The organism is Parafrankia soli (genome assembly GCF_001854695.1).
Classification (GTDB): Bacteria; Actinomycetota; Actinomycetes; order Frankiales; family Frankiaceae; genus Parafrankia; species Parafrankia soli.
Map to the genome: position 1 here is coordinate 1 of NZ_MAXA01000020.1, position 11,927 is coordinate 11,927.

General features: G+C 68.1%; 12 protein-coding genes and 4 pseudogenes. 9 read left to right on the forward strand and 7 right to left on the reverse strand.

From position 1 onward, the window contains the following. Positions 1-346: pseudogene (locus tag BBK14_RS38700) on the forward strand (hypothetical protein); the annotation flags it as partial. 79 nt (positions 347-425) lie between these two features. Here the strand turns inward: BBK14_RS38700 and BBK14_RS04030 are convergent. Further along, positions 426-752: a YkvA family protein gene (locus BBK14_RS04030; RefSeq protein ID WP_020459770.1), complete on the reverse strand. Its 327-nt coding sequence runs from the start codon at positions 750-752 to the stop codon at positions 426-428. A 307-nt stretch (positions 753-1,059) separates the two neighbouring features. Here BBK14_RS04030 and BBK14_RS04035 point away from each other — a divergent pair, with 307 nt between their 5' ends. The 3 genes from BBK14_RS04035 to BBK14_RS04045 all read left to right on the forward strand — a co-directional run bounded on the left by BBK14_RS04035 (position 1,060) and on the right by BBK14_RS04045 (position 3,726). Further along, positions 1,060-1,329, forward strand: coding sequence for a type II toxin-antitoxin system TacA family antitoxin (locus BBK14_RS04035; RefSeq protein ID WP_041253986.1), 270 nt, complete (start codon positions 1,060-1,062; stop codon positions 1,327-1,329). 133 nt (positions 1,330-1,462) lie between these two features. After that, the gene (locus BBK14_RS04040) at positions 1,463-1,960 is read left to right on the forward strand and encodes a GNAT family N-acetyltransferase (protein WP_071059874.1); all 498 of its coding nucleotides are present in this window, start codon (positions 1,463-1,465) and stop codon (positions 1,958-1,960) included. A 734-nt stretch (positions 1,961-2,694) separates the two neighbouring features. Further along, positions 2,695-3,726, forward strand: a complete 1,032-nt coding sequence (locus tag BBK14_RS04045; protein WP_131802155.1) for a hypothetical protein — start codon at positions 2,695-2,697, stop codon at positions 3,724-3,726. Between the two features lie 268 nt (positions 3,727-3,994). Here BBK14_RS04045 and BBK14_RS04050 read toward each other — a convergent pair whose 3' ends face one another. Further along, positions 3,995-4,495: a hypothetical protein gene (locus BBK14_RS04050; RefSeq protein WP_241831107.1), complete on the reverse strand. Its 501-nt coding sequence runs from the start codon at positions 4,493-4,495 to the stop codon at positions 3,995-3,997. A gap of 128 nt (positions 4,496-4,623) precedes the next feature. Continuing rightward, positions 4,624-5,091 carry a TIGR03668 family PPOX class F420-dependent oxidoreductase gene (locus BBK14_RS04055; RefSeq protein ID WP_071059881.1) on the reverse strand — a complete coding sequence of 156 codons (468 nt, stop codon included), beginning with the start codon at positions 5,089-5,091 and terminating at the stop codon, positions 4,624-4,626. Positions 5,092-5,237: 146 nt separating this feature from the next. Here BBK14_RS04055 and BBK14_RS04060 point away from each other — a divergent pair, with 146 nt between their 5' ends. Beyond that, entirely contained in the window at positions 5,238-5,957 is a 720-nt protein-coding gene (locus tag BBK14_RS04060) for an alpha/beta fold hydrolase (protein ID WP_241831108.1), read from the forward strand. Between the two features lie 42 nt (positions 5,958-5,999). Here the strand turns inward: BBK14_RS04060 and BBK14_RS04065 are convergent, their stop codons facing one another. After that, the gene (locus BBK14_RS04065; protein WP_020459778.1) at positions 6,000-6,707 is read right to left on the reverse strand and encodes a metal-dependent hydrolase; all 708 of its coding nucleotides are present in this window, start codon (positions 6,705-6,707) and stop codon (positions 6,000-6,002) included. 488 nt (positions 6,708-7,195) lie between these two features. Between BBK14_RS04065 and BBK14_RS04070 the strand changes: the two genes are divergently transcribed. Beyond that, the gene (locus BBK14_RS04070) at positions 7,196-7,633 is read left to right on the forward strand and encodes a hypothetical protein (protein ID WP_198541168.1); all 438 of its coding nucleotides are present in this window, start codon (positions 7,196-7,198) and stop codon (positions 7,631-7,633) included. Between the two features lie 547 nt (positions 7,634-8,180). Further along, positions 8,181-8,495: pseudogene (locus BBK14_RS04075) on the forward strand (DDE-type integrase/transposase/recombinase); the annotation flags it as partial. Between the two features lie 211 nt (positions 8,496-8,706). Here the strand turns inward: BBK14_RS04075 and BBK14_RS04080 are convergent. Next, entirely contained in the window at positions 8,707-9,138 is a 432-nt protein-coding gene (locus BBK14_RS04080) for a MarR family winged helix-turn-helix transcriptional regulator (RefSeq protein WP_241831109.1), read from the reverse strand. 148 nt (positions 9,139-9,286) lie between these two features. Here BBK14_RS04080 and BBK14_RS04085 point away from each other — a divergent pair, with 148 nt between their 5' ends. Continuing rightward, on the forward strand, positions 9,287-10,735 hold the full coding sequence (locus tag BBK14_RS04085) for an MFS transporter (protein WP_071059879.1): 1,449 nt from the start codon (positions 9,287-9,289) through the stop codon (positions 10,733-10,735). 264 nt (positions 10,736-10,999) lie between these two features. Here BBK14_RS04085 and BBK14_RS36605 read toward each other — a convergent pair. Continuing rightward, positions 11,000-11,193: pseudogene (locus tag BBK14_RS36605) on the reverse strand (IS6 family transposase); the annotation flags it as partial. A gap of 10 nt (positions 11,194-11,203) precedes the next feature. Here BBK14_RS36605 and BBK14_RS04095 point away from each other — a divergent pair. Continuing rightward, entirely contained in the window at positions 11,204-11,515 is a 312-nt protein-coding gene (locus BBK14_RS04095; protein ID WP_241831110.1) for a tyrosine-type recombinase/integrase, read from the forward strand. 147 nt (positions 11,516-11,662) lie between these two features. Here the strand turns inward: BBK14_RS04095 and BBK14_RS38045 are convergent. Beyond that, positions 11,663-11,927: pseudogene (locus BBK14_RS38045) on the reverse strand (IS1634 family transposase); the annotation flags it as partial.

Sequence of the window (11,927 nt, forward strand, 5' to 3'; positions counted from 1 at the left end):
GATCTACGGGATCCGGAACTGGATCGAACAAGGCTACAAGCAGGTCAAAGACGAACTCGGCTGGGCCGATTTCCAGGTCCGCTCCGACCTCGCGATCCGTCGCCACCAGACCCTGGTGTTCTGCGCGTTCTCGTTCTGCTGGAACACCCTCACCGCCGAGATGCCCCCGGGGCAGGAACCCGCCGACGGTAAGCACGACCGGCGAGAGAGGGGGCACCCACACCACCAGCCCACCCGCGCGGCCATCCTGGCCGACGACGCTACGCGCGGTCCGCAGCTGGCTGACCCCCTGGCTCCTGCTACGACGCTGCTGGCACGCCTGGTCACCCACACCCCCGCCTGCTGACCTGGACACCCTGATCGCCGCAGTCGGCGCAGGCCACGGCCTGCACCTCTACCTCCCACCTTGATCCAACGAACTACCGCTAGCGACGGCCGCGGCCCCGACCGCGGCCCGGGACTTCCAGCTCCGCCGGCCCCGGCCGGCGGGCGTCGACGAGCTTGCGGACGTAGAATAGCGCCCCGAGGATCACCGCGAGGTCGTCGACGAGGCCCACCGGCCCCAGCGGGATCTCGGGGACGGCGTCCACCGGGGAGATCACGTAGAGCAGGCTGGCGATCGTCGCGGCGACGCCGTGTAGCGGCAACCGGTAGCGGCGCAGCAGGTAGAAGGTGCCGGCGACCAGCACCAGACCCACCGCGGCGATCACGCCGAGGACGACGACCAGGCCCGTGCCCACACCGTCGCTCATCGCAGTTCCTCCGCGCGGTGGTCACATGCCGCCCGGCCCGTACCGGGCGTGCACGCCCCCGGACGTCGTCCCGGTGACGATCGTGCCCCTGGATGGTCGGCCATCGTGGTCCTCACGGCTCCTTCGTTGGGGTTGGTCCCGGATGGATGATCTGTAGGGAGATGCCCCGGTGCGCAGCGGTCCGAACATGCCCCGACCATGCTCCGTGACCGGTGCTTTTCGGCCCTCCACCCGGTTGCCCGATTGTGTGACGAGCGACGTGGGGCCCGGCGTCGCATGTCGTGGAGCGGGACGGCAAACTGCCAGCATGACCTCCGCTGAGGACGAGAGAATCACGTTCGGCCTGCCCGCCGACGACGCCGAGATCATCCGGTCCGCCGCGGACGCCGAGGGCCTCAGCCTGGAGCTGTTCGCGGTGGAGAGCATGCGGCGCTACGCCCGCGAGGTACTCGCCGACCGCCGGCTGTTCAGGGTCTCCGAGACCGCCTGGGCCGAACTGGACGCGATGCTGCAGGCGCCACCCACCGACAACCCGCGGCTGCGCAAGCTGCTCGACGAGGAGCCAGGCCAGGAGTAGGCGGGACCTGTGTCTCCGTAGACGAGCTCCACCTGCCCTGACGGGGCGGCAGGCCCGCCGCCCCGGCTGCCCCCGTCGATCCCGGTAGATCAACCCCACGACGAGATCGACCATGCCTGGAAGGATTCGGCCCGTGCCGTTCACGAAGCCGTCGGCCCTGGTGGAGGACCACGACACGGTCGCGTTCGGCTGTGGCGATCCCGTCCTCGACAGCTGGCTGCGCCACCACGCCAAGGACCACCAGCACGAACGCATCACCAGCACGTTCGTGCTGCTGGACGGCTCCACCGTGGCCGGCTACTACTGCCTGGCGACCGCGGCGGCCGAGCGCGTCGACACGGCCTCGCGGTGGCGTTCCCGCCGGCCCGTGGACCCGGTCCCGATGATGCTCGTCGGCCGGCTGGCCGTGGACGTCCGCTATCAGGGCCGGGGGGTCGGTGCCCGGCTCGTCCGCGACGCGACGATGCGGGCGCTCACGGTGCGCCGTATGGTCGGAACCCCGCTGCTGGGCGCGCACGCGACCGCACCCGACGGACAGTCGTTCTACCGTCACCTCGGCTTCGTGCCCACCGCGCTGGACCCGCATCTGGTGCTGCTTCCCCTGCAGAACGCCGCCGGCTCCTCGGCCTGACTTCGTGCACCTGGCCCGGGTCGTGTACTGGTCCCTGCGCAGCGCGCGGGACATGACCACCATGCCGGGCCGTCTCGCTGACACTTGACGTCGTCGCACCGGTCCGGTCTGCTTCTGCATCCCGGTTTTCCTCGACATTGCGCCGCGCCGCGCACGAATATGAGGAACACGGGTTTCCTGCTGCGGATCTCAGGAGGCGCCGCCTGTGCGGTCTGCGCCGGATTCTGTGTGACCACTGCTGTCTGGGGACTTGGTCGCCGGCTATGGACTCTCCGCTGTCTGCGAAAAAAGATATCGCCTAATCCAGGTGCTGTCATATGGGCAACCTCCTGCGGTCGTACCGGGAAGATTCGAGTCGCCGGCGGTCTCTTGGTGGCGGTTGCGGGGGTTGAAAACTATTCGTTCGGACGCTGGAACCGGTGCGCCGCACCGAATCAGCCTTATTTTTACGGACGGTCCTCGGGTATCTTCGGTGGCGATTATGGTCGGATGGTCCGGGCTGGAATCCGAATCCTTCGCTCTCGATCCGATTTTTCTGGCCGGGGCGTGCCGTATTGGCTGACGGGTGTCGGAGAGCCGGTTCGAGGAATTCTCGCATTCGCCGAAACGTGTCGGATCGGACGCCGTTAAGTCGCTGGAGACACGCCTGTTTTGTGCTGCCGCTGTAAAGGAGGTCGGGCCGCTAGGTTGACGACCGTAGAACTACTGCAAAAGATCGTTCTGAAAGGTAGAAGATGACAAGCAAAATAGGGCGGCGTACGGCCATTCTAGCCACATCGGGCCTCGTTTCCGTTGCCGTCACCCTGGGTGCGAGCGCCACCTCGGCACAGGCCCTGGTGCCGGGGGGCGGGCCGGAGGTGAAGAAGGAGAAGATCACCATCGGCTACGAGCGGGTCGTCTGGTACGACGGCAAGGACAAGAAGCACCACGAGAAGAAGGAGCGGCCCTACTACGGCGGCGAGTCCTACGGCGACGAGCCCGGCGACCCGGCTGAGCTCGCCGCCCCGGGTGCCCCGGCCGGCTCCGGCGACCCGGCTGAGCTCGTCGACACGCCGCTGGTTCCCGGTGTCTCGGTCGGCGCTGTCGACCCGGTTCAGGTCGCCGACGCGGCGCTGGCTTCCGGTGACCTCCGCGGGAAGCCCTACGAGAAGCACAAGGATGTCTCGAAGCGTAAGGACGCCTTCAGCTACGAGCGGGTCGTCTGGTATGACGGCAAGGACAAGAAGCACCACGAGAAGAAGGAGCGGCCCTACTACGGCGGCGAGTCCTACGGCGACGAGCCCGGCGACCCGGCTGAGCTCGCCGCCCCGGGTGCCCCGGCCGGCTCCGGCGACCCGGCTGAGCTCGTCGACACGCCGCTGGTTCCCGGTGTCTCGGTCGGCGCTGTCGACCCGGTTCAGGTCGCCGACGCGGCGCTGGCTTCCGGTGACCTCCGCGGGAAGCCCTACGAGAAGCACAAGGATGTCTCGAAGCGTAAGGACGCCTTCAGCTACGAGCGGGTCGTCTGGTATGACGGCAAGGACAAGAAGCACCACGAGAAGAAGGAGCGGCCCTACTACGGCGGCGAGTCCTACGGCGACGAGCCCGACAGTTACGTGGATGACGGGGACGATGCGGGAGACGTAGCCGCGGCCTACCAGCCGGTCGGTGGCTACGACCGCCACTACAAGGACCTGGTGAAGAAGAAGATCAAGCTTACTCTCGAGAAGGTGCTCTGGTACAACTCGAAGCACCACGAGCGCAAGTACCCGTGGGCAGGGGTTTAGTAGCCGGATCAGCCCGCCGTGATCACCACCCCGTCGCCGGTGACTCCCGTGCCCCTTCCGGTTGCATAGCGGGTTAGGAAGGCCTGCCGAATTTCGGCGGGATAGAAGCTGTCTGGATTCAGCGGAAAATCGACGAGGCGCCGCTGGCCGGCCGGCGGCGCCTCGTCGCTTGACGCGGTTCCGCGTGCTCGTACCTGTGGGGTGTGGGACATTGCTCGACTGCTGGGCTGTCCGTCGCCCGCGATCTCGTGGGCGACGTTTTCGAGCGTCAGCTCTGGTCGGTGACCTGGGCCGGCCAGGGCCTGATGAGCCCGCTGTCCCGGGGGCACGTCCACCATGGCTTCCGCTCGTGTACCACCGGCCGCATCGGGTGCGGATGGCCAGGGCACGGTGGCACGGGGTCGGAGATGAAGTCGTCGGCCAGGAACGTCTGCAGCCAGTCCGCGAGATCGACTGCCAGCTCGGCTGGGTCGGTCGTCGGGCTCACGGATGTGCCGGCCGCACTGCCCCGGTAACGCGCCGAAACGACCCACTCGCTCGCCCAGCCGATGACCGCGGGTTCGGTGACGGGAACCCCCAGATGCGCGGCGACCTCGGCCGCGGTCGTCCGGTCCCGCACCACCAGTGCCAGCGCGTAGACCAGGTCGTCGTCGTCCGGGTCCTCGACGGTCACCGTGATCCACCGGCCATGGGGCGGCAGCTCGGCCAGGGCCGCGGCAACCGCGGCCTCGATCTGCCGGCGAGGGGCCAGAAGGTGCTCGGGGGCCACGACCGGCGACCTGCCGCCGCCTGCCTCCCACGACTCAACCATGATCGAAGACTAGTCGGAACCGCGTCCCCCCGCGAGGGAGTACCCGGCTCTCCACAGTGCCGGGGCGGGGTTCCTCGCGGGGACGCCTACGTCTCCGGCGAGCCATCGAATCCTTGGACCCTCTGGCGGGCTGTGAACGCCCAACCCTGCCATTTCTCGATCTGGACGAAAACAATTGGCCCGGTCGGGGTGACGGCCTGGTACTGGTCGTACTTTGCCGCCAGGTGGTGGATCGCCACCGCCCGCTTCACTCCTTCATCGCCATCCATGACAACTCGTGCGCGGCCATCCGCCCGAACCCACCACAGGCCGTCCCAGTCTTCTGTGTACTGGTCTACGAGGAGGCTGACTCGCGGGTTGGCGGCGATGTTCGCCAGCCGCCGTAGGGCCGTCGAGCGCTTCGGTTTGTGATCGACGGCGATGGCGACCTGATCGTCGTCCAGGGTGAACGTCACCGGCACCAGATGCGGCTGGCCGTCCACGCCGGCCGTTGCCAGGCGGGCGACCCGCGCCGCCGCGAAGCGAACGCGGCATTCGGCCTCGTCCAGGTTCACGGCACTCACCATAGCCAGCCGTTCCGATGGGCCGGTGCGTCCGGCCTGGCGGCCAGCCGGGATGTTCCTGGTCGGCGGCGCACGTGCGGGTGCACCGCCGCGGCGTCGGTACCAAGCCTACTACTGTCCTTGTCATGGACTTGGCCGTGACGGAGGCTGGCGAGGGCGAGGCGCTCGTGGTGTTCGTGCACGGTGTTCTCGACAGCGGGCGCTCGTTCTCCCGGGTGGTCGACCTGCTCGCCTCCCAGTGCCGCATGCGCTGGTACGACCGCCGCGGTTACGGGACGTCGACGAACGCGACCGGCGCACCGGTGGACGTGAACGGCCACATCGAGGATCTCGTCGCGGTTCTGGACGGCCGCCGCGCGGTCGTCGTCGGCCATTCGTTCGGCGGGRTCATCGCCGCCGGGGCCGCGGTGCGGGCGCCGGAGAGCGTCGCGGCCGTGGTGCTCTACGAGACGGTGATGGCGTGGGTGCCGGGGTGGGACGACCGGCGCATGCGGCAGATGCTGTGGAGCGAGGACCCTGAGGACGCGGGCATGCGCCTGATGCTCGGGGCGAAATACGACGCGATGAGCGCCGAGGCGCGGCTTCGGCTCCGGCCGCAGGCCCGCGCGTTCGTCACGGAGGAACGGTCGGCCCGGGCGCCGACACCGCCGTACGACATCGCCGCGCTGGAGATTCCCGTCGTGTACGGCTTCAGTGAGAGCTTCCCCGTCGTCGTGATGCAGCAGCACCTGAGCGCGGTGGTGCGTGACGTCGAGCTCGTGACTTTTCCTGGCGACCACTTCGCCCATCGCACGGCACCGGCGGAATTCGCCGGGCTTGTCCGATTGGCGGTTCGGCGCGCGTCCGGGAAGGCGTAGTCCCGCGCCCCTCGCGGCGCGCGGGATTCGATCGCGGGCGGGTCAGCTGAGCCAACTGATCGGATGATCGCCGATCAGGACCCGGGCCGTCAGGACGACGGCCGCGCAGGTGAGCAGCGGAACCACCACCAGGCGCTCGACCCGGCCGTCCGTTCTCGGCACCAGGACCGTCTCCATCCGCCAGTTCACCGGCCAGAGCAGGAGGCAGCCCCTGGGGGTCAGGCAGTCCCCGAGCAGGTGGGCGAGACAGCCGAGGGCGACGGCGTAACCGGCGAAGCTCATGTCGAGGCCGTGCATGAGGTAGATGGCGACCCCGGCTGCCGCGCAGTCCTTCAGCCCGGACCAGAAAGGGTGGCCCTCGAAGTCCAGGCCGAGGCCGCGCAGCCCGAAGCCCACGAGGATGTACAGCGCCGCCCACCAGCCGTACTGGAAATGGGTGGCCAGCAGCCCCATGACCGCACCCATGGCGACCGCGAACAGCAGCGAGTGGGTGGCGTGCCGGTGCCCGCCGGAGGCCCGGCCCACCCAGCGGCACAAGGTCCGGGTGACGGGGCCGAGGGTGTTCGCGATCCGACCCGAGGGATGGTCGATGTCGGGCAGCAGCCCGGCGCCCGCGGCCACCACCGCACCGGCGATCACCTGCTGCGGCGACAGCGACACCGCGTACGACCCCAGCCACTCCTCCCGCGACAGGACGGGCACGGCCGCCAGCCAGACCACCGCTCCGCTCAGCACGTGCGTCTGCCCCATCACGGCAGCTCAACCCCAAAGATCAGCACCGGTGGACTCTAGCTGGTCCACCGGGCACAACGCCCGTGACGCGCCAAAGACCCATCCATCACCAGGCCGACAATCAGGACGGCCGAGCCGGGGCGCCATACGGACCATCCGGGTCATCCGCACCACGACAAGGCTCCCGGGCCAGGCGCGCCAGGCCATCGAGGCCCACAGGTTGCCGCGGTAAGCGATCATGGATATGGCTAAGGTTGAGATGGAACGGAGCGCATCGACGTAGGGCGCTGGCCATGGACGAGGCCACGTAGCCCTACCCTGAGCCGCACGAACGGGCAGCACCTCACCCGACGCCAATGCCAGGCGGTGGACCCGGACCGTGACATTTGTAAGAGCCGGTAAACAGTCGCCGGCGGATGGGCCGCAGTCCGCAGGTAAGCGGCGGCCCTGTGCCACGCGGCACAGGGCCGGCAGGCCCTCGACTGTGCGCAGCAGAGGAGAATGTCGTGGAGCCAGAAGAATCTGACGGGCCGTGGTGGGTGTGCTGCTGGTGCGGCGTTCTCAACGGCGAGTACCGGACTGAGGACGAGGCCGATGCGGCCGTTCATGGCCACCCAACCTCGGATCGACGGTGCGACGAGATCTGGAAGAGCCCGGACCCGCCGGGGCTCGGTGAAATGCCCCTGTTCTTGCTGGGTGACGACAGTTGCTCCGGTGCCTCCATCGAACAGGACACCGATGGCGGGTGGCAGGTCACTTGCCACTGCGCCGCGCTGGACAGCCTGCGCTTCTCCACTGATGAGGAGGCGGAGAAAGCGATGGACAAGCACCTCGACGCAGAGGACGAACGCTCCCGGGCGCACTTCGAGCGACTCGCGGCGGAGGACTTCAACGGCCGGCTTCACCGCGGCGGACAGTTTTCACCTTGTCGGCAGCAGCCATGATCGCCCGATGGTAGCCGGGAATCCGGGTCGCCACCCCATGATCGGTCGGCGGCCCAGGTCATGGCTGCTGCCAGGGGAAACGCGAGTTCGTTAGCCCTTGAGCAGGGCGCGGGACATGACGACACGCTGGATCTGGCTGGTGCCCTCGTAGATCTGGGTTCCGCCGCGCGGTCGCACTGTTCCGTGAGGGCCTGGAGACGGGCCAGTTTCACTCAAGCCTCGGGGTAAAGGGCTTTCGTTCTGAGCCGGGTGTGTTCGAACTGCGGTGGGCGAAGGACGGCCGGGCCCTGTAGGAGTACGGCGAGCCCGTTCCGGGCCGCGACGGCCCGCATGTCCGCTGGCTGCGGATCGGCACCCACGACATCTACAAGAGCCGGTAACCGCTGCCTTGAAAGGGCGACACTCGTTCGCCGTACCCCGTCTGACCTGGGCTTTCAGTCCGACATTGTCCGCCAGCTTGGCTGCCATCCGCGACCGGCTGTCCTGCCTGCCGTGGCGTAGTCACGCAACGAGCTTGGGAAATCTGTGATCCGGCCCTCCGTCGCCCTCGCACGGCCGCCGGCCGGCAGAGGTGACCATCGACCGAGCCGCGTCCTATCCGCGTGTCCTCTACGAGCAGCTACCCGAGATCTGCCACGTCGACGCCCGCCGGGAGAACAACCGGATCGAGCCCGACCACAGCCGACTCAAAGCCAGGCTCCGACCGATGCGCGGACTCAAACGCCTCCGCTCCGTCCAGACCGTCGGCGTGGGGCACGCCTTCGTCCAGAACATCCGCCGCGGAGACTATGAACTCGGCACCGACACCGACCCGCTGGTGYGGGTGTCCGCGGCCTTCACCGACCTCGCATACGCGATCTGATCAGCCGAGCAGTAGAGCTTCGGCGTTTCTCCTCCGCACAACGCAACTGTGCGGCCAAGGACGGATCAGGTGCCGGATCTGTCCTCGGTGGACTGATCAACGAACGAACGAGCCGCCTAAAACCCGAGGTCAACGCCAACGGCCCAGTTCTCGCACCCCACAGGGTCGCGAGCTCGTGCTGCCTGCCGCATAGTGGACGTGGATCTTTCGGTCAGAGGTCCGGTCCACACGGTTCCCGGCTGCGGCCCTTGGATGGGTGGTGGTGATCGACCAGCTGGGTCAGTAACCGTACCAACTGGTCGCGCTCGTTCGCCGACAGCGGTGCGAGTAGCTCGTCCTGAATCTGTGCGAGCAGCTTGTCGAGCCGTCGCAGGTGCCGGATCCCCGCCGGGGTGATCGTAATGATGTTACGTCGACGGTCGGCGGGATCGGGGGTGCGCTCGATGAGCTCCCGATCAACAAGCTCGTTGACCATCGCCACGACGTCGCTGCGGTCGAGACCACAGCGACGGCCGAGCGCCGCCTGACTGGCCGGGCCGAACTCATCGAGCGCCGCGAGCAACGAGTAGTGGTAGCGGCGGGCGTCCGCGGCGGCCAGCCGCTCGGTCACCAGCCGACTCGCCGGCGCCGCAGCCTGGCTCATCAGCCAGCTCGGCAGCCTACGCAAGCGGGCGGGAGCCGTCTCCATACCAGCAGCCTACCAATTTTGTTGGTCGCACCTACAAATCCTGCTATCGTTGGCCGTCCCAACGTTGGGCAGGCCAACGTTAACGAGCGCGCTGAGGTGCTGGATGCGGATAGCCGCGCACCCTTCGACCGAGTCGGCCCCGAGCACAGCTGACCCGCTGCGCTGGCGGGCACTGGCCGCGATAGCTGCCGGCCAGCTCATGGTCGCGGTAGACGTCACGATCATGAATATCGCACTGCCGTCCGCCCAACGCTCCTTGCACCTGTCAACGGCGCAGCGACAGTGGGTGATCACCCTCTTCGCTCTCGCCTACGGTGGGTTCCTCCTGCTCGGGGGCAGGCTGTCCGATCTGATCGGTCGCAAGCGCTGCCTGCTGATCGGACTGGCGGGTTTCGCCGCAGCCTCGGCGCTGGGTGGGGCAGCCGTGAACTCAACCATGCTCCTGGTTGCTAGAGCGCTCCAGGGCATATTCGGGGCGCTGTTCACACCCTCCGCCCTCGCGCTGCTCGGTACGACATTCACCGAACCCGCCGAACGCGGCAAAGCCTTCGGTATCTACGGCACCGTGATGGCGGGCAGTTCCGGCATCGGACTGATCCTCGGCGGCGTCCTCACCAGCTACCTCGACTGGCGCTGGTGCATGCTCGTGAGCCTGCCCATCGCGGTCGGCGCCGCCGCCGGAGTCAGCGCGACGGTTCGTGCGACCCCCCGCCGGCTCGGCACCGAGGTGGACATCGTCGGCGCGGTRCTCGCCACAACCGGGCTCATGGCACTGGTCCTTGGATTCACCCGCGCGGAGTCACAAGGCTGGGCCACCCCGATCACGCTGGGCGTTCTTGCCGCCGGAGTCATCCTTCTGGCGCTGTTTGTCCTGGTGGAAAGCCGCACCGGAGCGGCCCTCCTGCCGCTGCGGGTCGTCCGTGAGCGTCGACGAGCCGGTGCGTACCTGGCCGTCCTATGCATGGCGATCGGCATGTTCGCCGGATTCTTCTTCCTCACCTTCTACCTGCAGGACATCCTCGGATACTCACCGATTAAGGCGGGACTCGCGTTCCTCCCCTTCACCGCGGCGATCATGCTAGGAGTACGCGTCATCCGCGGGTTCCTGATGCGCGCACCCCTGCGGCTGCTGCTGTGCCCGGGTCTCCTGGCATGCGCGGCCGGACTCGCACTGCTCGGCCTACTACGCGCCGACGGCGGCTACGTCACCGGGGCGCTTCCCGTCGTCGTGCTGCTCGGACTCGGCGTCGGCTGTGTGCTGCTGCCCGCCAACAACATCGCGACTCTCGGCGCGGGCCCGGACACCGGCGTCGCCGGCGCCATCGTGATGACCTCCCAACAGATCGGCGCCTCGCTCGGCACCGCCCTGCTCGGCAGCATCGCCGCTACCGCCACCACTGCCTACGTCCACTCGCACGCCGCCGCGGCCGACCTCCCCGCACGGGCCGCGGTGCACGGCTACAACGTAGCCGGCCTCTCCGGCGCCGCCTTCCTGTGCCTCGCAACGACCCTGGTGTTCCTCCTTACCGGTCCGAGGAACCCCAACCAATAAAAAAATCCTCCACGGCGTTCACGGCGGCTGGCCAGAACGCATCCCGCTGACCCGCAGGAACATACGCCAGGATGTGTCGGCCCGCCGCGGCGCGGGATCGATACCGGCGCGGTGCAGGATCCGCCACACGGTGGCGATCCCGACCGAGTAGCCCAGCCCGATCAGTCCTCTCTGGACCCGGCGGCGGCCCCAGGCCGGGTTCTCCTGCGCGCGGCGCAGGACCAGATCGCGGATCTCGCGCCGGATCGGTGGGCGTCTGAACGTCCGGTCTTCTTGCGCGGACAGGTAGGTCCAGTGGCCGGCGACCTTGACGTACGTCTCGCGACGAACCACCTCTCCCCAGTACGGGGTCGGCAGGGCCGGGCGGCATCGACCAACAGCGGGGTGAACCGTGCCACGCACCGGTAGACCGTAACGTGATCGACGTCGAGGCCGCGCTCGGTGAGCAGCTCCTCGACAACCGGGCTGGTGTTCACCTCGTCGATCGGTACGCCGTTGGAGCCGCGCAACGTCGACCGGAGGTTCGACGTCCTGCGTCGTCAGGCGGGGCTGCCCTGGCTGCGGCTGCATGACCTGCGCCACGCCTTCGCCTCGATGTTCGCTGAGGGCGTCCCGGCCCGCACGCTCATGGAGCTGCTCGGGCACTCCACGATCCAGCTCACCATGAACACCCACACGCACGTGATGCCGGAGACCCAACGCGAGGCGGTCGGCCGGCTCGACCGGATCTTCGGCGACCAGGCGGACGATGGGAATGACGGAGAGAAACTCGCGGGCTGACCGTGTACCCAAGTGAACCAGGCGCCCCGGGATGGCTGTGTATCTTGCAGCGCCCGCCCTGGGTATCTGCCGTCAGGGCACGGAGGGACTGGATACACCTGTACTCCGCACGTTTGGTTTTCATGCTTTGACCTGCCCGTTTCGTGATCACGGGGGTTTGGTCGGGTCTACTCCGAGGAGGTTGAGTACGCGCTGYTGGAGCGGTGTGGGCCGGGGGATGTAGGCGGGCTGGCCGTCGCGGGCGGGCACGAGACGCAGGCCGGAGAGGGCTTCGAGTAGGAGCCGGCCGGTGGGCTTGGCGGGTCGRCCAGCGTAGAGACCGGCGACCGTTCCGGTCGGACCGGTGGAACGCCGGACCTCTCGTTCGATCAGCGAGAACAGCAGCAACGCGAGGCCGACGACGTGGAGCAGT

Excerpts from the sequence above, each read along its gene's own strand:
- BBK14_RS04030 (WP_020459770.1), bottom strand. The coding sequence starts at position 752 with ATGAGCGACGGTGTGGGCACGGGCCTGGTCGTCGTCCTCGGCGTGATC.
- BBK14_RS04035 (WP_041253986.1), top strand. The coding sequence starts at position 1,060 with ATGACCTCCGCTGAGGACGAGAGAATCACGTTCGGCCTGCCCGCCGAC.
- BBK14_RS04045 (WP_131802155.1), top strand. The coding sequence starts at position 2,695 with ATGACAAGCAAAATAGGGCGGCGTACGGCCATTCTAGCCACATCGGGC.
- BBK14_RS04065 (WP_020459778.1), bottom strand. The coding sequence starts at position 6,707 with ATGGGGCAGACGCACGTGCTGAGCGGAGCGGTGGTCTGGCTGGCGGCC.
- BBK14_RS04080 (WP_241831109.1), bottom strand. The coding sequence starts at position 9,138 with ATGAGCCAGGCTGCGGCGCCGGCGAGTCGGCTGGTGACCGAGCGGCTG.